The sequence below is a fragment of the Paenibacillus sp. G34 genome (assembly GCF_056856875.1).
The window spans coordinates 583,866-604,657 of record NZ_CM166469.1 but is presented as its reverse complement, the minus strand read 5'-3'; the positions used below and the strand labels follow the sequence as shown (position 1 = coordinate 604,657).

Below are 20,792 nucleotides of genomic sequence, written 5' to 3'. Positions count from 1 at the left end.
TTCGGTTGGTAGCCATAAGGCATTGTTCCGTAATTGTACATGTCTTGACCTGGATATTGGTATCCGTACATATGTTCATGCCCTCCTTGTTGTCCGTAAACTTGACCCTGTCCGTTCGGTGAGTTCGGTTTAACTTCGCTCATCGTCATGCCTCCTTAACATTTGCCTACACCTTAAGCTATGTATTTGCCCTATACGGTGACCGGGCTATGGCCCTCCTGATCTCAAAATAGGCGTTTTAGCCTGACCATTATCTTTATGTACATTTTTCATCATTCCTGATTCCACATCTTCTTGATCTTCTCTATCCCTCATTTTCCTTTTCAGTTCATCACCCTATTTCGACTTTGTTGCTTTCTCACAACTCCCCCCCACTTCATTTCAAATACTATTCTTCTCACCTCTCCTTCTACCGAGCCCCAAAAATAAACTACTCCCTTGCTCCGTTACAACGATTAGGTACTGCACTCTCTTCCATTCCTCAGCGTAGCTTGTCCACTATCATAAAACCCTGCCGGTTACCCGGCAGAGCACGACACATTATACCCAGAAAGACTTCGTGATGATTACGAGCAGAATGAACAACACCAGGATTGCTCCAGTGGAAGTCCAGCCGCCGTATCCCATTCCTCCTACTTCACCCATCTTAAACCCTCCCCTACGTGTGAATTTTTCTAAAACCTTTTATTAGATCAGGAATGCTTTAGAGATGATCACCAGCAAGATAAAGAGAACCAGAATCGCGCCAGTCGATGTCCATGCACCGCCGTATCCACCAACTACTCCACTCATGTAAAACCCTCCTTTGATTTGAGGTACAGTTCACTATATGCATCAGATGCACAACCGACAGGGCGCAGATATAAAATGGGCTAATTTCCAGTTTAGACTAGTTCCTTCACCAAGAAGAATTGTATGGCTAAAACGTATAAATACATCCTATTTTGTCTTTCGCTTACCTTAATTACTACTTAGTGCTATAATTTATTAGATTTGCAGCCTTTATGTTCCTAATATTGGGGTATTTTCTATCCCTTTATTCAGAAGGTTCGCTATTCAAATATCGATTCAGAAGGTTCGCTATTCAAATTCGATATGGAAAGGAGTTATGAAAGGGAGTATTACTACTTGTCTTAAGCAATGTATTCATGTATCACGAAGGTGCATTAGTTTTAGATTGAACCATTCAATATCAATCATTACATGTCTGATTAGATTGAGTAAGTAACCTACAAATGACCAACCTTTATCTTAAAGAATAAAAAAGTGCAAATTTTAGAGTTTGGCATTTCACCTGATGACCGGAGTAAAAAAACCCAACCGATGGGAAGCATACTAGGGGATTAGAAAAATGAAAAAACGGGCTATGATTCTTGCTTTAACTGTATTGCTCAGCGCTTGTGGTAATTCGGAGACAACTAAAACAGCTGACAACAAGCCCTCGGAAACAACGAATGCTACTGAAACGGTCAAAGCTGAGGCTAAAGAAACAAAATATACTACATATAATGGTGAAGGGTTTTCGTTCTCATATCCGGAGTCTTGGAAAAGTGTAGATACAAGTCAAATGCACGCAGCAGTGAAGGGCGCGTTCTCAGACCAATCAGGAACAAAGAAGTTTGCAGATAACATTAATCTAACGATCGAAGCCAACACATCAGGTTCAATCAACCCTGAGGAATTTGCTAATAACACAGCTGATTATTATGTAAAGAATGGCGCATCTATTGGTATATCCGATTATAAGAAGACCAACTTCAGTATTAAGCCTTATAAAGACATAAATGCTGGTGTACTTGAAGGAAGTTACACTAATTCCACAGGTACTGATGTAGTTCTAGTTCAGTATATGATTCCAACAAATACAGACCTGTATACCTTGACGCTAACTTATGGAAAAGATTCGTATCATTCAGATGAAGTCAGTGACATTCTTAATTCCTTGGACATTACTTCTCCTGTGGCGCAAACAGCTGTACCTACATCTGCTGGAGATTCATCGTCCGCAGCAACTGCAGCTGATTTCTTTAACGATCTTACATCATCCGTCTCATCTGAGACAGCCGTAATGGAGCAAGTATCTTATAATTATCTCGCAAAACATACCGACCTGTTCCCGGCAGATACTGCTGAGCTTCGCAAAAAGGTAAAGGGACTTGTTAAAACCGATGTGACCACCCGACATCTCAATAAAAATGTAGCCAACTACTATGAGAATTTTGTACAAATAAGCGGACAGGTTATTCAGGTGGAAGAAGACAATTCACTCGGATCACCCATTTCGATCTTGCTGCTAGAGGACGATTACGCAAATTATATTACAGCCATTTATCCTGCCTCGACCGGAGACTTGCTTGATGGGGACTATGCCACTGTTATTGGTGTGCCTATTGCTTACTACTCCTTCGACAATGTTAGTGGCGGATACACCAATTCGACTATAGTAGGTGCATCTTTAATCGTTGCTGAATAACTAAGACCAGAATAGATACAAACAGGCCGGCTTAATTAAGTTTAAGCTGGCCTTTTGTATTACAATTTTGAGCATGCTACGTTTTCAAAATAACTTGAGCATGCTCTCTCCTATTTTTGATCCCCCGAACGGTCCCGGTAAATGGAGAGACGGTAATGGATGGAAAGAAATTTGAGTTCCGGCAGGCACACCCGTAATGCTCACAGGCTCACTCCAAAGTAGCCCGTCGGGTGACTGACACATAAACACATCCGTATACCCTTTCCGTGCCTCATTTTTTTGTAGTGTTCTTTGGTCATCAGTCTGATCTAGAGCAAATACCACGTACTTTGAGTCATTTGTCAAAAATGCAAAAACGGCAGGCCCCTATTGGGACTTGCCGCGTAAAATGGTTTTTATGCCGTATTTTCAGAAAACCTCGGCCTGTGAGTAGAATGGATCTGCCATAAGTTGCCCACAGTCTATCTTCTTTCCACTTCATCGCCGTTTCTTAATTTGGCCTGTTGTGCAGCGAGATCAACTTATCCTGCACCGACTGCAGCTTCTGCACGCTGGAAGCATCCGGTTTGTCACGCCGATCATCGATTTTCACGGATGTGGAGACACGCTGGGCTCCTGACAGAAACGGAGCTTCATGCAAAGCCGCAATGGCGGTGAAAACTTCGTTCAGCGGACCTTCAATAATGGTGCTCATCGAAGTCAGCTGATATGTAATGCCACGCTGCCTCTCCAATATCTTTTGCATGTCCGCAACATAACTGCTCAGACTGGTGGTTCCTGTTCCAATCGGAATGACGGTCACTTCTGCAATTGCCACTTCGCTCTGCCTCCTCTGGGCACCGTTCGAACCGTTGCCGCTCAAGTTTTAGTCGAGTTTTGACTGATTTTATTTTACCAGTTTAAAGTGCTCCAATTCAAACTGACGTGATGACGTCATTCTAAATCTTTCAAAATTTTTTTCGCAGAATCTTCAAATCTTCCAGTCCTTTTCCTTTGCGGATTCCTAGCTTAGATGGTATACTCGGAATTACGTTTTATGGTTTCCACCCTGTTTACAAACACTATATGTTGGGGTACATTAGTATGACAGCAACAAAATATAGTGAAACGGGCTACCCCACTTCTTATATCCAGCATCTGGAATCTATCGAAAAACAAGATGAAATCACCTCCAAAGTCACGTCCCTGTAGGTGTAAATCGCTTTCTCGAAGACAGGGCTGACATAGAGGTTAACGGGGCTGTTTGGACTGCGTCCGTTACCTTCATTCACAGGTATGAAATGATCAGACAATAGCTTACATACAGCAACTTGTTCTGTCGAAGACATGCATAGATAAGACAGTCAAAAGCCAGAACATGAATGGGCATTTTCAGCCGCAAGGCAAGGGGAATGCTTTTTGTATGAGCAGGTTCTGTCCACTCCTTGTCGCATGATTTCATCCCAAACGTATCTGGTTACCGCCACTGTAGTCCGCACAATCCGTATTTACTCACCGTTGTAGACCTCCAATTCTTATTTTCAAAGAATTGTTTATTTTATTTTTTTAATTTTTTTATCATGTGAAAGCGAGGAATATTCATGCCACAAGTTGTGACCAAGCCGAACAATCGCCAGCTTGCCTTTGACGAGATGCGCATCTCGGTATATGCCGACCGTATCCTGGAAGGACTGGACATGCTCGACAAGGAACGTCTGGTTCGCGGAGTAACGAGCAAACTTCGTCGTGACGAAGTTACCGGAGATGAGATCAGCAATGCTTTTATGATGAGCGCTCTGGAACTGGTAACGAAAGAAGAGCCGAACTGGAAATTTGCAGCAGCGAGATCCCTGCTTACTTCCCTTTACAAAAAAGCAGCAACGAACCGTAGATACAAGTCATACCCAGACGAGCCTTACGGCGCATTCCACCCACTGATTGTTGACCTTGTCAAAAAAGGCATCTATCGCGAAGAACTGCTGGAGTGTTACACCAAGGAACAGATTGACGAGCTTGCGGAGTGCATTGACTATCGCAACGATCTGCTCTTCGATTACATCGGTTTGCTCACACTGGCTGAGCGTTACCTCGCCAACGATTTTGATGGCAAAGTCATGGAATTGCCGCAGGAGCGTTACATGGTTATCGCCATGTACCTGATGCACCAAGAACCTGCCGAGAAGCGTATGGATCTGGTGAAAGAAGCATACTGGGCGATGAGCAACATGTATATGACGGCAGCTACACCGACGATGTCCAATGCAGGTAAAAAGGTAGCCGGACAGCTCTCCAGCTGTTTCATCGACACAGTAGATGACTCGCTCGAAGGGATCTTTGACTCCAATACAGACGTAGCTCGTTTGAGCAAAATGGGCGGCGGCATCGGCGTATACCTCGGCAAAGTCAGAGCACGCGGTTCAGACATCCGCGGTCACAAAAATACGAGTTCAGGCGTTATTCCTTGGATTCGCCAGTTGAACAACACAGCAGTAAGCGTAGACCAGCTTGGCACACGTAAAGGTGCGATTGCGGTTTACCTGGATGTTTTCCATAAAGATATCCTGGCATTCCTCGACCTGAAGCTGAACAACGGCGACGAGCGGATGCGTGCGCATGACGTTTTCCACGGTATCTGTCTGCCTGACCTGTTCATGGAGCGTGTCGAAAGCCGTGGCGAATGGAGCTTGTTCTGCCCGCACGAGACGAAAAAAGTGATGGGCTGGAAAGATGAGAACGGCCGTGCACTGGGTCTGGAAGACTTTTACGATGAAACTAAGGGTCAAGGTGCATTCCGCGAGAAGTATGAAGAAGCCGTGAATCATCCGCTGTTGTCCCGTATTACGGTACAAGCGATCGACATCATGAAACGTGTGATGAAATCACAGCTTGAAACAGGTACACCGTACATGTTCTACCGTGACACGGTGAACCGTTCGAACCCGAACCGGGCACATGGCATGGTATACTCGTCCAACCTGTGTACCGAAATTATGCAGAACCAATCCGCTACCGTAGTGGAAAAAGAAGAACTGGTGACGAAGGATGGTCAGACACGCATCGTGATCTCCAAAGTACCTGGTGACTTCGTGGTCTGCAACCTGAACTCGATCCACTTGGCTCGCGCCGTACCTCATAACGTACTGGAGCGCCTGATTCCGATTCAGGTCCGTATGTTGGACAACGTCATTGACATCAACAATATTGAGGTGCTTCAAGCCCAATACACGAACAGTCAGTATCGCGCTGTTGGTCTGGGAACATTCGGACTGCATCACCTGCTTGCCCTTGAAGGCATTCGTTGGGAATCCGAAGAAGCTGTCACCTATAACGATAATCTGTATGAAAAAATTAACTACTTGCTCGTTCAAGCCAGCATGGAACTGTCCAAAGAAAAAGGACATTATCCGAAGTTCAAAGGCTCCGACTGGGAAAGTGGCCATTACTTCGACCAACGCGAGTATACAACGGGTGAGCGCGTAGGCGAATTCGTAACTACAGATCAATGGAAAGAACTGCAGGCGCAAGTGAAACAAAACGGCGTACGTAACGCTTGGATGTTTGCTATCGCACCAAACGGTTCCACCTCCATCATCGCGGGTTCAACAGCAAGTATTGATCCACTGTATGAGCTGTTGTCCTATGAAGAGAAAACAACATACAAAATTGCCAACCCGGCTCCGGATCTGTCCGAAAAAACGATCTGGTACTACAAAACGGCATTTATGGTGGATCAACATGCTTCCATCAATATGGCCGCTGCCCGTCAGCGTCACGTTGACCAAGGTCAAAGCTTCAACCTGTATGTTCGTCCGGATATCAAGGCGACAGAGTTCCTGGAATTGCATCTTCACGCTTGGAGAGCCGGCATGAAATCGACCTATTATGTTCGTAGCCGTGCATTAACAATCGAAGAATGTGATTCCTGCGCAAGCTGATTCGAATGTTCGAATAGGAGGCAAGGATATGTTCAAAAACTTAATCTATTATAATTCTAAAAAAATAGAAGAATTCACTGCAGTTTTACAGGGCCAAAGGGCTATCAATGTAAAAAGTGTAAAGGTTGCTTCCAACAAGTCGTTAGAAGGTAGCTTCAGTGGAATAAAAGGTTCATATGGAAATAACAATGAATTCACTGGTGAATTAAAAGTAAATGACATTTTAAATTGCAATCTATTCGAATCATTACTGGAAAAAGAGCATAGTGAGTTTTTCTTTGATCTATCCAATAATGATTTTGACCCAGAAACTGTCCCTATCCAGTCAATTATAAAATTATCAGGTAAGCTCAGTATCCCAGAAGAGTTTGATATGATGGAAATAATCAACGATTTCAAACCTATGATGAGTGAGGCTTTAAATATCTCATCTGAAGACAAGGAATTATTCAACAGTATATTCGGCAAAGAGAGCACAAAAATTCCGTGCTATATCTATTCAGATGAGATCACACCCAGAATAGGATTTACAAAGTTGAATACCAAGAATCTTACCATTGAAATGGAAGATTTCGAGGACTATCAAGAAGAGAGTATAACTATACTAGCAAAAATCACTTCTCGTAAAAATTCTTATCCTGGAAAACCATTAATATTATTTGATATTATGAAAGACCTATTCTCAATGAGACGTGGTATGCGAAGAAACATTGGGGATACTAACACAGAAGAAATAAAGAATATTGTTTCAGAAGATAATGTTTTAGTTCTTGAAGTGCTGGCTATTTATCAGTAGAAATACAGAGATTATGTATTATTATATTAGTAGAATTTTAATTTACTAAACTATGCTAAGGAGCTCGTTCTCTTTGTACTAATGCAAAGAAGCACGAGCCCCATTTTATTTATTCTTTTACATCCTAGAAAAATATTTTGGCATTTAAATATGCGCAAAATATTTTTAGTTCAATCTATATAAATTGCAAGGAGTGAACGGATTATGCAAGTACAGAAAATTTTCAATACCGAAGCGCCTAACCAATCGACACGTATTATTGAAGGTGAGTGCTCGGGTATCCTGAACTGGAACGACATTCGTATGCCTCATATGTACAAATTGTACAAAGTATTGTTGCTTAACCACTGGATCGCTGACGAGATTCCAATGTCCAAGGATGCTTCCCAGTTTGCACAATTGGATGAAGAAGAGAAACGTACGTTCAAAATTAACATCTCCCTGCTGGCTGTACTGGATTCCATGCAAACGATGTTTGTTGGTGACGTGAAACGTTATTTTACCGACTCTTCCCTTGAAGCAATCTCGGCCATTATTGGACAGCAGGAAGTCGTGCATAACCAATCCTACTCCTACGTTCTGTCTTCCATCGTTTCCGATCAGGAGCAGAAAGAAATTTTCGAATATTGGAAACATGATCCAGTGTTACTGGACCGCAACCGTTTCATCGCCGATATCTATCAAAGCTTCCGGGACAACCCGTCTCCACAGACGTTCTTCCAAGCGATGGTTGCTGACTTGATTCTCGAAGGTATTTTCTTCTATAGTACGTTTGCGTTCTTCTACAACCTGGCTCGTGACCAGAAAATGATGGCAACCAGCCAAATGATCTCGTACATCCAGCGGGACGAAAACCAGCACTGCTACTTCTTCGCGGAAGTATTCAAACAGTTGCTCGTGGACTTCCCTGAACTGAACACACCAGAAAACATGGACTACGTGTACAAAACGATTGACCGCGCAGTGGAGCTGGAAACGAACTGGGCACATTATACACTCAGCAACGTTCGCGGCATCGACCTGAACGAGCTGGAAGACTACATTAAATACACAGCAAACAAACGCTTGCGTCTAATGGGTATGGAAAAAGCTTATGAAGGCGTTGATGTGAACTGCATGCCTTGGATCAAACCTTTCTCCGACGAAGCGCTGAACGCAACAAAAACGGACTTCTTCGAAGCCAAATCCCGTAACTACGGCAAAGTCGGCGACGACAACGGCTTTGACGATTTGTAAGAACATCGATTCAGACACAGCTCTATATCGGATAGGAAACGACTAATCCAACACCCTATTGGACGCCTCGACGTGTCCTGAAAATCTCGATGATAACGTCTAACACTGTACACTCTCTCATGCCGGGAAGCTTTACGACTACCCGCATGAGAGAGTGTTTTTTTGTCTCTAAACCTTGTAAAATAGTGGGTAGAGTTTCCTATTCTTTCACGATGAAATGAGGTCTAATCATGGATAGAGAGTTGCTGGAACAGATTAATGTTTGGCACGAACAGGAAGACTATGCGCTCATCGTAAAACGTATTGAGGCATTACCCGAATCCGAGCAGGATGCCGAAACAATCGGACAGCTTGCAAGAGCATATAACAATTTGGAAGAGTATCGCACAGCCATTAAACTATTACAAGGCGTTAAGGAACAGGGCCAACTAGACCCGTTATGGCACTTCCGGTTAGGTTATGCCTACTGTTACGTCGCTGAATATAAGCTGGCACAGGCAGCTTTTGAAGAAGCTAATCGACTTGAGCCCAATGATGAGTCTACCCTGGAATATCTGGACTGGATTCGCCCCAAAGCAGCTAAAATGGATCGGGATCGCATCCGCTGGGAGACGGAACAGGCAGAGTGGGAGCAAAGCGGAATACTAAACCAGCTTCAGGTTGCCTCAGGCGCATACGATCCTGCAACGTTCTGGCGGTATAGCGATTATGCGCAAGATAACCATGTGTCAGCTCCTTTTGACGAGGAACTAATCCAATCCATTGAACAGGAACTCGGCTACAAGCTGCCTGCTTCCTATATTCAGCTAATGCAAACGCAAAATGGCGGTTTTCCTGCGCGCACAACGTTCCCGACCCAAGAGGGTACAAGTTGGGCAGAGAATCATATCGCTATTACAAGCATCTTGGGTATTGGACGGGTTAAGATGTATTCCCTTGGTGGAGAGTTCGGCAGTCGCTTTATGATCGAAGACTGGGGATACCCTGACCTCGGGGTTGTCATCTGTGATTGCCCGTCTGCCGGTCATGATGTCGTCATGCTGGACTATCGCTTCTGCGGCCCTCAAGGCGAACCTTGTGTCGTTCATGTGGATCAGGAGAGCGATTATGAAATCACCTATCTGGCACCGAATTTCGAAGTTTTCATTCGGGGTTTGCTGGACGAAGAGGAGTTTAATTTGCTTGACGAGGATGGCTCTGACTCTCTTGATGAAGAACAAGCAATGACTGCCGTGTTCACTGAGAACAAAAGCGTGTCAACATTCACTAAAGAAGCTATCGCCCCTTTTAGGTTCATTGATGCAGGAACCAATTCCTATTCCGTGATTCTGAATGCAGGTACATATCTTCAAGACGTCTTTGACTCACGTGCAGATGAAGGTTTCGAAGGTGGCGGGTACGATTGGGCCTCCCTTGCTTCTGTCTTTCTTGAAGAAAAGATGCCTCATCTGACTTCGGTTATTCGCTTCGATCCGGAAGCAGATATGTTCTGTGCTTATACCGATGACAAAGAAGCTCTCATATCCTTTATTCTGGGATTCAAGCAGGCATGTGAGCAACGTGATCTTATTCTCGACCTGTTTTCAAGAGCGGAGCTGGACTAAACAGAAGATAAGGAGCCCTTTTATGACGACTCGCATTTACTTTGCTTCCAATAGTCTCGGTCATGTCACGGAACACAGTCTGCAGAAGGCACTGGATCACTTCAATCTCGGAGTGTTAGTCCAGTTCCAACGGACAGCTGAAGGCGTGATGGGGCAAACCTTGTATATTCAAACTACGCAAGGTGAGTTTATTCTGAAGGGCAATCCGTTGTACAACGGACAGTTTCAAGAAGAGCAATTTTTCGTGGATCAACTGGCGGAGCGCACTACTATCCCCGTTCCTGTTCCCTATCAGATTCAGGAGGACACGCAGCTACTGGGCTGGAGTTACGTAATCATGCCCAAGTTGCCTGGAAACCATCTATATGATCCTGTTTTTCAAACGACTCTAACTTCACAAGATCATAAAGACATTACAGATGTACTGGCTGAAACGTTAGCCGAGTTGCATCACTGGAAAGTTCCGGATGCCGGAGAATACGATCCTGTGGCAGACAAAATCATGCCTTTTGCCGGCTCGTATCTGGACTGGCTGTACGGAAGCATCCGCCACTGGTTACATGATGCGGAGAAGTACTCTGTGATTACTGACGATGATGTATGCTGGGTGGATGAGCAATTGAGACAGTCCGAGTCTGCTTTTTTAGTCTCGACGGTTCATGAATTTGTCATGGGAGATTTCAAAGTTGAGAACTTTCTTATCCAAAAAACAGATCCGCCTGCATCCTCTTGGAAAATCAGTGGATTATTTGATTTTACGACTGCTTATTTCGGCGATGGCACAGCCGATCTGACGAAAATGACTGCAAGATACCTCCGGGAAGACCGGCCTGATCTGGCTGCGAGATTTCTTCATTCTTATCGGGAAAAGGTCTGTGCAGACGATGTGGAAAAATGTAAACATTTTCGTTCGCGCCTTCTGATTCACCTATTGTATCAACGTATTCTATGGTGGGGTGAGGCGAAGGCGACCGGACAAGTGACCTGGGAAGCTGATCTACCTTTTGCTCCTTGGGCAGAGAAGTATATCGAGAAGGTACTCTCTTTGCTGGACTGAAGCTCTGATCGTAAGACAAGCTTGCGGCTTGCAGGCGCTAAAGTAATCCGTGACTACCAGAAGATTTTATAAATATCGGTTATCACTTCATGTAATTGACTTAAAACGAAAATAACCAATGATCCTTGTGATCACTGGTTATTTTTTGTTGCCCTATAGTAGTCTCCATATCTGTATAAGCTACCTCTGGTCACCCTCATACGAATGATCCACTGAGTGATATAGAAATCCCATTATTCGAATTAAACCTGTGCAACAGGGGTCTCCTGATGTTTTTGCAAAAACTCTACCATTTTGCGATAAACCAAAATTTCATTCGTTTTTCTGGAGAAACCATGGCCCTCATCATCCAATACGATGTACTCGACATCTACGCCTCTCTCCTGAAGTGCAGCTACAATCTGATCCGATTCAGCCTTGACCACCCTTGGATCGTTGGCCCCTTGGATGACCAGCATCGGATTCACCATCTGATCCAGATACGTAATGGGCGAATCTTTGGTCAAGCGTTCACGGTCACGCACCGGATCACCCAGCCATTTATCCATCATCGGCTTCCAGTCCTCCGGTACGGAGTCCAGGAAGGTGAACAGATTACTTGGGCCAAAGATGTCGACTGCTGCACGGAACAGCTCGGGATGACGACCAGCAAGCAATAGAGTCATATAACCTCCGTAACTGCCGCCTACCACAAATAAGCGTTCCGGTGAGCTGATACCTTGATCGAACAACCACTGGATACCTTCAACACAGTCCAGTCTCGGGCCTTCGCCCCAGTCCCGCTCAACCATCTTCACGAATTCAGCACCATATCCCGTGCTCCCCCGGAAATTCGGAGCAAAGATATTATACCCTTGCGCAAGCAACAGCTGGAACATCGGACGGAAAAACTTAGCTTCCGATGCCTGCGGCCCGCCATGTGGCCAAAATACGCTGTATCCGTTCGCCTGCTCTGGCTTGGCTCTGAACAAAAGCGCTTCGATCTCCAGTCCGTCAAAGGAATTGTACCTTACCACATCAGGATATACGAGATCATCCGGGCTTAGACCTGTGACACGGTTGGCTGTTAACGGCTCCCATGACTCAGCGCCTGCGACAAGACGATAAATATTATGCGGTTGCACAGCACCGCGTCCAAGAATGTACACGTTACCGGATTTAGTCACGTTTATCTGTTCAATCGTATCGAGCGGCATGTCCATGCGGCGAGGTTTTTCAGCATCTTTTTCCAGGACATACATGTGATACTCCGGCCCGGTCAGTGTCCATATATATAACGTTTCAGATGCCTCATGCCAGCGAATTTCATCTACATCTTCACCCTCAATGTGGCACAACGCACGGAACTCCCCCGTATCCATTATATATTCAGCTACATAGGCATATGCCGAATTATCGTTGGTAATCAGCAACAAACGGTCATTACCTGCAAACAGAACATACGGAATCTGACTCTGACGCTCGGTAACCGGTACAATAGAATGAGTCTCTCCGTTCCGGTGCAGATGGGCAGTCTGATACGTATTGGAGTACATTTTCAAAATAACGTAGGCTTCTTCATTCGGGCTCACGGCAATCAGGCTGCTGGTTACCTCTTCCCCCTGATACAAAAGCTTATCTTCTCCGGTCTCCAGGTCACGAAGGCGTGCATTCATATAATTCGGATTGCCTGAACTGGTGTTATAATACAACCGTTTCCCATCCTCCGATAAGTGAGCATAATAACAGCGGTCATTCGGCTCTGCTGGTACAACAGGAAGCGGAACCCCACCTTCCGGCGGAAGCGCATAGAGGTGATAGTTCTCATTACCATCGTGATCAAAAGCGGTTAGCAGATGACGCCCCTGCGGATCGGCTTTGATAAATTGACTGCTTTGATTCAAATACGTCAGTGGGTACGGATAACCACCAGGCAAGTCCATCGCCCAAATATTCGGCTGACCATTCAGATTGCTGTCCATATACAGCTTCTTCTCGTCCGCTGATACGGTAAAATGTGAAATACGATAGGTCTGGAAATACTGCTCTACATCCGGTTTCGGAAACTGAATCATCACAAACCTCCTTAAGATTAAACCATGAATTTAACATTGGTAAATTAAGGTGCTATTTGTCCAGTTTATCGTTTATTCCATTGTTTTCACAATAGATATGTGAGATTTAATTCCATTTTTTTTAACGACGACTGTTATACAACGAAAAAGGCGGCATCTTGGTCGATGCCGCCCTTAAGTTCAAGTTTACTATACATGGTAAGTAGCTCATCTTGCAGAGCCTGAATACATCATACTCAGGTAGCTAAAATAAATCACCTTGTGCATTCATGATCTCATGACAATTACCCTTAGTTGCTGATCCATTGCTCAGCTCCGCTGGATAATACATTGTAGCGATGAGAACGTGAGGCCTCCTCAACATCAGCAAAAGCCCAGTGAGTTGAAGAAACATCCTTCCATGTCGGAGTTGTCACACCCGTTAACGGCCCTCTCTTAAGCAGACGGTTCATCATCGTCACGAGTTCTGCTCGGGTAACGCCATCATTGGGACGGAATGTTCCATCCGTGTACCCTTTAACAATCCCTTTTTGCACCAAAACGGCTATGCTCGGCGCTGCCCAATGATTCGTGATATCTGTGAACGAAGTTTCTCCCGAACCATCTGTCGTCAGTTGCTGCCAGCGTACAGCCAGCACAGCGAACTCTGCACGGGTTAGTGCACGATTGGGTGCAAACTGATCTGTCGTGATCCCCAGCAAGATCTGCTTGGAATGTAACTGACGAATGGCCTCGTACGCCCAGTGCGTATGAGGAACATCCGCATAACTTGCCGATACAGATGTATCTGGCTGAACGCCGTTTGCAAGCATAATACCCCACAACATCGATGCAATCTCGGCACGGGTCGTCGTTTGTGAAGGGCGGAATGTACCGTCCGGATAACCTTGAATATAGGCCTCATGCTCACCTGAAACTCCTGACTGCGCTGAATCAGGCTTTTCTCCCGGTGTTGAAGGTTTAGTCTCTGGTGTTGGGGAAGGCGCCGGGGAAGTACCTCCTCCTCCTCCGGTATTTCCAGTCCCACCCGTTCCATTTCCACCAGAAGATGAGTTTGCTGGTTGAACATGCAGAATCGTAAATGTACTGAACTTGTTGATCGTTGTAGCAATCCCTTCGATTTGCCCATTTGCATCATATTGAACGGTTCCACGTTGTAACGCAATCTGTCCGTCACTGTGCTGGATATAAACGTACAACGCAGCAGCATAAGCAGCTTGCTGCGATACACTGCCTGCTGGTAAATTCAGTTTGGATGCCGGGAACAGCACGGTAGTATTGTAGGACTTGTAGTTGGTTTCAATCGTCATCGGTGTACCAATCTGGGATACTGTACCCGTACCTGCAGCCTGTTTTACAAGCGGATCAGCAAGTGCCTTCTCCTTCACTTGTGTCACTTGGCCTGTTTGTCGGATCGGTACAAATCGGAAATTGAGACTTTGACCTGCGTTATTCAATTGTGACAATGTAGACTTGTCCAGCATGATGTGAGCATAATCGGTCTCTAACGTCAGATCAACCACACCAGCCAGCGGATCGTAGGAAGCGGCCGGTACATCGATGGTCATTTCATTAGCCGGATCGGTTGGTATATCCGTAGCTACGACTCGTACATTGCTTTCATTATTCGTAACTGCTGATTGCAATGCGTTAGATAACTGAGATGTTGTAGCGATAACTTTATCAATCTTGCTGCCATCCGACAGCACCTTACGTGTAATCGGTGTCTGCTCGACATCGGTGCTGCTGTCGCCAATCCGAATAGGTACGTTTCGTGTGAACCCTGAGCTGGCGACACTTAACCCCACTGGCTTAACCACAATCAGGAAAGTTCGGCTCATTGATACACCTGCATGTTGAATGCTAGCCGTTAGAATAACAACTGACTCTCTAGTAAGCGGACGCTCCACTTTACCATTACTTTCTACAATATCGGATTTGTTGCTGCTCCATACAACGGGTAACCCCTCTTGAGTCGCCGCTAGCAATAAGTCCCTTGTGACAAACTCCCAAGTATCATCACCTGTGTAACCGATAGTCAGGTTGTTCAGGGCACTCCTTACTTCTTCTTGTACAGAAGCACGAATGACCTCGATGATATAGTTTGCTTCTGTTATGCCATCCTGGGCAGTAACGTTCAGTTGAATTGTATTCGTTCCAACCTGAAGGTTAGTCACATAAGCGTTGGTATTACTATCGTAAACTGCGCCTGTGACCGTCAAGTTCGATAGTTCATTTTCTAATTCTGCCTGTACTTCATACTGTTCCACATGGTTTGCTACATGAACAGTGTACTTGGTAACAGCTGAATCAAATGCAGGCGTCAATGCTTTTGGTAAACCAGATAAAGTCTTCAGACGTGCATCTTTGTTTGGTTCGCGGGTAACAACAACAGTATATGTTTGATGCGTCTTACCATCTGCTGCAAGCACTTCAATCATAATTGTATTATTTCCTGTCACCAGATCAATTGGAGCGGAAGCTAGCCCGCTTTGAACCGCAGTTCCATTGATTCGAATGGTTGCATTGCTATCTGCGGCAGTCGGTGTGAATGCAATTTGGTGTACCTCATCTGGAACAGTAGCAAAATAACTCATATGCAATTGTGAAAACTTAGGAATAAGTTCACCTGCCGATATATCCAACGCACTTAGATAAGCATTGGCAGACAAGAAATTGACGTTCGCAGTCTGACTGAGTGTTACATTCCCATTAACTACATTTGCGGTATACACTACATTTTCAGTCTTCATATTAGTTACAGTGAAGCTGGCTACCCCATCTACATTCGTTGTAGCTTGAGCAGGAGTGATGAGCGAGCCGCCACTTCCTTGTTGTAATGTCACGTTATGGCCAGAGAGCACATTGCCATACATATCTTTCACTGTAACGCTAATGCTGGCAGAATCCGAACCATTTGCTGAAACACTCGCTTTAGATGAAGTGATCTGAGAAATGGTTGCACTCGCAGCACCTGGCGTAAAAGTAACCGGTACGGGATGCAGCGTTAAGGTCAAATTACCAGCAATAGCGGTATATGTTATACTTTCTGCCTTCGTGCTCTTCACAGTGAATGTAGCTACACCGCTTGCATCACTTGTTCCCTGTGTAGCTGTGATCGTAGAGCTGCCACTTCCCTGTGACAGGGTTACTATTTTACCGCTAATTGCGTTGTTTTGATTATCACGTAGGGTAACGGTAATCGTGGCACTGTCGGTATTGTTCGCGGCAACCGTCGTTTTGGATATCGTTACGTTCGATAGCGCCCCGTCTACTGCACCCGGTTCGAACATTACCGTTTTTATTGTAGTGAGTGTTATGTTATCCGCTACCACTTCTGCAGCATAGGTAACCGTCTCGGATTTCATATTGGTTACCGTAAATGAAGACTGACCATTCGCATTGGTCACTACACCGGTAGATGGCGATATGACCGAACTGCCGCTTCCTTGCGACAAGGTTACACTTTTACCACTGATCGGATTATTGTTAGCATCCATCAGCGTCACAGTTACCGTGCTGCTATCCGCTCCGTCTGCCGATACATTGGCTTTGGATACTTGAACCGTGGAGGTAAAATCACTAACGACTCCAGGCTCGAACGTTACACTGGCTGTGTTGGCGATCGTCACACCGCCTGCTGTCGCCGTATAGGTGACCGTCTCTGCTTTAGAGCTTTTCGTCGTAAAGGTGGCGATACCACTTGCATTGGTTGAGCTTGGATTCGTTGTAATCGTCGAGCTTCCTGATTGACTGATCGTCACAGGTCTACTACTAATCGCATTGCCGTTGGCATCTTTCAATGTTACCGTGATGGTGGCGCTATCGGAATTGTCTGCATTTGCAGTTACTTTGGATACACTAATTGATGAGGCTGCTGCATGTACAGCGCCCGCAGTGAAAGTAACTGCGCCCGTTTGTGTAATAGTAATACTGTCATCTGTATCGGTGGCTGTATAGGTTACTGTCTCTGTCTTGGTATTCGTTACTGTAAAGACAGCTTGCCCGCTTCCATTTGTAGTCACTCCGGTGGATGGCGTGATTGTCGAAATTCCACTTCCTTGCGATAGAGTTACATTTTTACCACTAATCGGATTATTGTTATTATCTTTCAGCGTGACGGTCAAGGTACTACTATCCGTTCCATCTGCAAATACGCTATTTTTAGATACACTAACCGTAGATTGAGAAGCGCTGACAGCTCCCGGCTGGAACGTCACGCTTGCCGTTTGAGCGAGAGTCACACTGTCTGATGTTACGGATGCAGTGTAGGTTACACTTTCCGCCTTTGTGCTTTTCACAGTAAATGTAGCTATACCGCTCGCATTCGTTGTACTTGGAGTCGTTGTAATCGTCGAGCTTCCACTTCCCTGCGACAAGGTCACACTTTTATTGCTAGCCGCATTATTGTTGATATCTTTCAAGGTAACCGTGATCATGGCACTGTCGGTATTGTTCGCTATCACATTTGCTTTGGATGCTGTGATCGTTGATAGTCCTGCATTGGTCGTTCCAGCCTGAAAGGTTACGACCGGTTGCTGTGTGATCGTAACGCCACTTGCCGTCGCTGTATAGGTTACGGCTTCTGCCTTGGTACTACTGACCGTAAAAGTAGCTACACCGCTCGCATCGGTCGTTCCCTGCGTGGCCGTGATGGTCGAGCTTCCACTTCCTTGACTTAACGTTACCGCTTGATTGCTAATGACATTATTCTGTGCATCCTTGAGTGTAACTGTAATGGTGGAACTCGCGGCACCATTAGCAGCTAACGTTGTTGGCGTTGCTGTCACTGTAGATTGTCCGGCATTAATCGCGCCTGCTTGGAAAGTTACATTTGCCGTTTGGCTGATCGTTACACTATCCGCTGCGATAGATGCGGTATAGGTTGCAGTCTCCGCTTTGGTGTTGGTGACTGTAAACGTAGCCACACCGCTTGCATTGGTAGCTTGTAAAGCTGGGGAAATGACCGAGTTACTTGATCCTTTGGAGAGCGTCACGGTCTTGCCGCTAAGTAGATTGTTACTTGCGTCTCTGACGGTAACCGTTACTGTAGAGCTGGATGTCCCATTAGCCGTAACCGTTGTTGGAGAAGCAGATACCGTTGATGTGCTCGCGCTAGCTGGAGCGCTTCCGACGATTTCAACTAATTGAGGAGCTTCTGTTACCTCTATTCGATTATCAGTAGAAGGCGTGCTTGAGCTGGCTGGACCTGTAAGCAAAAATTGGACGTTACTTCCTGCTTTTGCTTTCACAGCAGCATCTACGTCAAACTGCAATGTAGCCCCTACTTGTATACTACTTGAATTTATAGTATCCAATAATACATAATTCGGATTACTGGATAATGAAGACATGCTCGAAGGCCAATCATTGCCATAAGGATTAAATGGTGTAGAGCCTACATATTGCCACACTTTTAAAATCGGCGGATAGGTCGCATCATTTGTATTTGTCATACTACTCACTGTCAAGGATAAAACTGCCTTGTTGCCGCTAGCAGGGAATCCACTGGCCGGTATATTATATTTCGCAAAAACATGCATGATCCCAACACCAGTTGAGCTACTTCCACCTATATAAAGCGGTAGTTCTGAAGCAAATGGATAATACGTACCTGATGATGGTCCAAAAAAATCATGCGAACCCAATTCTGTGGCACTAATTGACCCCGCAGCATACGAAGTGTTCACCCCGATGGGGAATGAACTTATGATAAGCAGCGCACACAGTGCTCGTATTATATAACCCTTTAGCCTTTTGTTCATGTCATTACTCCTTTAAATGGATGGTTGCTGTTCATTCCTTGAATCAACAGTAGGTATGGCTAAGAGCGTTTTCAATATATATCTTTGATAACCTATCTATATAGGCTAATCTTTACAGGTCAATCCCTCCTACGGTTTAATCCTTTACTAAGTTAAATTATCGGTTTTTTCGGCATAGTTGTATAGAACTTTAAAGAATTCTTTAGAATTAAAAATAGAAGTTCAAAAGTTTTACTCCAGCCACATCGATCCTACTCTTTTGCGCAACACAAATAGACGGCCATCTTATAGACAACCGCCTCTCCAAAGCCTTGATGTATAGTTAAGTTATTCCGAATAAAAAGTCATATGCGGTTTAGCCTCACGATAATAGTCCAACCTCTGCTTCAAGCTACCTGTGTGTAGTTCAAATAAATGTCCGTCCGGGTCAGTAAAATAAACCGATTTTCCATCCCGCTCATCTCTCGCTCTTCCAGGAATAATATCGGCTCCTGAAGCTCGCAGTTGCTCCACGGATGCGTCAAACTCTTCTTCTTTTACCGTAAACGCGATATGGGTATAGGTTCGTTCCGTATAATTCCGAAGCACATCCTCCTGGTTCAAAGCAATCCAAAGACCAGCTAGTTCGAAGTAGGCCAGCTTGCGTCCTTTCACCTGAATTCGGGCACCAAGAGCCTGTTCAAAGAACGTAATGGATCGCTCCAGACTCGATACGGAAAAGCACAAATGATTAATCCCCTGAATGTTCATAGGGCTCCTGACACCTCCATCAAATTTAAAGAGCTACATCCTTATTATGGTATATATGCCGTGTGAAAAACAAGCATTCTGCTTCGTCTCACTGCACCTTCTTCTGGGCGAACGCATAGGGTAGATTTATCAAGAAACGTTCGAGGAGGATGACAAAACCATGAATCCTGTCTATCCATTTTACGGTGAAAAGACGGTATGCAAACCACAGAAGTTAGCTTTTCCGCCCCAGCATCAGGATCAGCAGCCCGGTCTGGAATCGCTGATGGTGCCCGAACCGATCAGTGAAGATCCTGCTTATATTGGCAGTTGCAAACTTCAAGGTAAAGTTGCGATTATCACAGGCGGCGATAGTGGTATCGGTCGGGCGGCGGCGATTGCTTTTGCCAAAGAAGGTGCAGACGTTGTGATCGCTTATTTATATGAACGAACCGATGCGGAATGGACACGAGATCGGATCAAGGAACTGGGTCAGCGCTGTCTGCTCATCGAGACGGATCTACGGCTAAAACCAAACTGTGAAGCTGTCATTCGCAAAACAATGGAAATGTTCGGGAAGATCGATGTACTGGTCAACAACCACGCCGTGCAGTATGTACAACAGAGCATTGTCGACATCACCGAGGAGCAGCTCTATCATACGTTTCAAACGAATGTGTTCTCGTATTTCTTCCTGATCCAGTCTGCCCTTCCCCATCTGTGCCAAGGGGCATCTATCATCAACACCGCCTCGATTACAGCTTACAAAGGTGATGTGAGACTCATTGATTATTCATCGACCAAAGGGGCTGTCGTCTCCCTCACCCGTGTACTCTCCCAATCGCTGGCTGACAAAGGCATTCGTGTAAACGCCGTGGCTCCGGGGCCCATCTGGACTCCGCTTATTCCAGCCAGTTTCTCGGCTGAAGATGTGCAGGTATTTGGTACCGATACACCTATGGGCCGAGCAGGTCAACCTTATGAGCTAGCTGCAGCCTATGTCTATCTGGCGTCACGCGATTCCTCCTATGTCACGGGCGAATGTATCCATGTCAATGGCGGCGATATGGTGACAACGTAAGGGATACTGGCCTGAGTATGTGTACATTATATTTTATGATCTTGCTCCTTGATGTCAGATTGGATTTGGATGGTTTGGCAGGA

At 45.3% G+C, this 20,792-nt stretch carries 13 protein-coding genes; 7 read left to right on the top strand and 6 right to left on the bottom strand.

The genetic code is table 11. The annotated features are described in order from the left end of the window. Positions 1-540: 540 nt before the first annotated feature. Both AC1VYS_RS02820 and AC1VYS_RS02815 read right to left on the bottom strand, forming a co-directional pair. Positions 541-645, bottom strand: coding sequence for a YjcZ family sporulation protein (locus AC1VYS_RS02820; protein ID WP_222592193.1), 105 nt, complete (start codon positions 643-645; stop codon positions 541-543). A 42-nt stretch (positions 646-687) separates the two neighbouring features. Then, positions 688-792 (bottom strand): hypothetical protein, encoded by a 105-nt coding sequence (locus AC1VYS_RS02815; protein ID WP_017690880.1) that lies wholly within the window; start codon positions 790-792, stop codon positions 688-690. A 559-nt stretch (positions 793-1,351) separates the two neighbouring features. Between AC1VYS_RS02815 and AC1VYS_RS02810 the strand changes: the two genes are divergently transcribed. Next, complete coding sequence (locus AC1VYS_RS02810) at positions 1,352-2,473, top strand: hypothetical protein (protein WP_482912913.1); 1,122 nt, start codon at positions 1,352-1,354, stop codon at positions 2,471-2,473. Between the two features lie 490 nt (positions 2,474-2,963). Here the strand turns inward: AC1VYS_RS02810 and AC1VYS_RS02805 are convergent, their stop codons facing one another. After that, complete coding sequence (locus AC1VYS_RS02805; RefSeq protein ID WP_090918642.1) at positions 2,964-3,290, bottom strand: MTH1187 family thiamine-binding protein; 327 nt, start codon at positions 3,288-3,290, stop codon at positions 2,964-2,966. 763 nt (positions 3,291-4,053) lie between these two features. Here AC1VYS_RS02805 and AC1VYS_RS02800 point away from each other — a divergent pair. The 5 genes from AC1VYS_RS02800 (at position 4,054) to AC1VYS_RS02780 (ending at position 11,080) form a co-directional block, all read left to right on the top strand. Next, complete coding sequence (locus AC1VYS_RS02800) at positions 4,054-6,387, top strand: ribonucleoside-diphosphate reductase subunit alpha (RefSeq protein WP_482912912.1); 2,334 nt, start codon at positions 4,054-4,056, stop codon at positions 6,385-6,387. Positions 6,388-6,415: 28 nt separating this feature from the next. Beyond that, positions 6,416-7,183, top strand: coding sequence for a DUF6414 family protein (locus AC1VYS_RS02795; protein ID WP_482912911.1), 768 nt, complete (start codon positions 6,416-6,418; stop codon positions 7,181-7,183). A gap of 204 nt (positions 7,184-7,387) precedes the next feature. Then, on the top strand, positions 7,388-8,419 hold the full coding sequence (locus tag AC1VYS_RS02790) for a ribonucleotide-diphosphate reductase subunit beta (protein WP_090918646.1): 1,032 nt from the start codon (positions 7,388-7,390) through the stop codon (positions 8,417-8,419). A 230-nt stretch (positions 8,420-8,649) separates the two neighbouring features. Further along, positions 8,650-10,023, top strand: a complete 1,374-nt coding sequence (locus tag AC1VYS_RS02785; protein WP_482912910.1) for an Imm51 family immunity protein — start codon at positions 8,650-8,652, stop codon at positions 10,021-10,023. A gap of 22 nt (positions 10,024-10,045) precedes the next feature. Next, on the top strand, positions 10,046-11,080 hold the full coding sequence (locus AC1VYS_RS02780) for a phosphotransferase family protein (protein ID WP_482912909.1): 1,035 nt from the start codon (positions 10,046-10,048) through the stop codon (positions 11,078-11,080). 242 nt (positions 11,081-11,322) lie between these two features. Here AC1VYS_RS02780 and AC1VYS_RS02775 read toward each other — a convergent pair whose 3' ends face one another. The 3 genes from AC1VYS_RS02775 to fosB all read right to left on the bottom strand — a co-directional run bounded on the left by AC1VYS_RS02775 (position 11,323) and on the right by fosB (position 19,649). Beyond that, positions 11,323-13,134, bottom strand: a complete 1,812-nt coding sequence (locus tag AC1VYS_RS02775) for a S9 family peptidase (protein WP_482912908.1) — start codon at positions 13,132-13,134, stop codon at positions 11,323-11,325. A 290-nt stretch (positions 13,135-13,424) separates the two neighbouring features. Continuing rightward, positions 13,425-18,590 (bottom strand): Ig-like domain-containing protein, encoded by a 5,166-nt coding sequence (locus AC1VYS_RS02770; protein WP_482912907.1) that lies wholly within the window; start codon positions 18,588-18,590, stop codon positions 13,425-13,427. 636 nt (positions 18,591-19,226) lie between these two features. After that, the gene (fosB, locus tag AC1VYS_RS02765; RefSeq protein ID WP_482912906.1) at positions 19,227-19,649 is read right to left on the bottom strand and encodes a metallothiol transferase FosB; all 423 of its coding nucleotides are present in this window, start codon (positions 19,647-19,649) and stop codon (positions 19,227-19,229) included. A 160-nt stretch (positions 19,650-19,809) separates the two neighbouring features. On the opposite strand from fosB, the gene AC1VYS_RS02760 reads away from it, so the two are divergent. After that, entirely contained in the window at positions 19,810-20,709 is a 900-nt protein-coding gene (locus tag AC1VYS_RS02760; protein ID WP_482912905.1) for an SDR family oxidoreductase, read from the top strand. Positions 20,710-20,792: the final 83 nt, after the last annotated feature.

Excerpts from the sequence above, each read along its gene's own strand:
- AC1VYS_RS02820 (WP_222592193.1), bottom strand. The coding sequence starts at position 645 with ATGGGTGAAGTAGGAGGAATGGGATACGGCGGCTGGACTTCCACTGGA.
- AC1VYS_RS02815 (WP_017690880.1), bottom strand. The coding sequence starts at position 792 with ATGAGTGGAGTAGTTGGTGGATACGGCGGTGCATGGACATCGACTGGC.
- AC1VYS_RS02810 (WP_482912913.1), top strand. The coding sequence starts at position 1,352 with ATGAAAAAACGGGCTATGATTCTTGCTTTAACTGTATTGCTCAGCGCT.
- AC1VYS_RS02800 (WP_482912912.1), top strand. The coding sequence starts at position 4,054 with ATGCCACAAGTTGTGACCAAGCCGAACAATCGCCAGCTTGCCTTTGAC.
- AC1VYS_RS02795 (WP_482912911.1), top strand. The coding sequence starts at position 6,416 with ATGTTCAAAAACTTAATCTATTATAATTCTAAAAAAATAGAAGAATTC.
- AC1VYS_RS02790 (WP_090918646.1), top strand. The coding sequence starts at position 7,388 with ATGCAAGTACAGAAAATTTTCAATACCGAAGCGCCTAACCAATCGACA.
- AC1VYS_RS02785 (WP_482912910.1), top strand. The coding sequence starts at position 8,650 with ATGGATAGAGAGTTGCTGGAACAGATTAATGTTTGGCACGAACAGGAA.
- AC1VYS_RS02780 (WP_482912909.1), top strand. The coding sequence starts at position 10,046 with ATGACGACTCGCATTTACTTTGCTTCCAATAGTCTCGGTCATGTCACG.
- AC1VYS_RS02775 (WP_482912908.1), bottom strand. The coding sequence starts at position 13,134 with ATGATTCAGTTTCCGAAACCGGATGTAGAGCAGTATTTCCAGACCTAT.
- AC1VYS_RS02770 (WP_482912907.1), bottom strand. The coding sequence starts at position 18,590 with ATGACAAATACAAATGATGCGACCTATCCGCCGATTTTAAAAGTGTGG.
- fosB (WP_482912906.1), bottom strand. The coding sequence starts at position 19,649 with ATGAACATTCAGGGGATTAATCATTTGTGCTTTTCCGTATCGAGTCTG.
- AC1VYS_RS02760 (WP_482912905.1), top strand. The coding sequence starts at position 19,810 with ATGAATCCTGTCTATCCATTTTACGGTGAAAAGACGGTATGCAAACCA.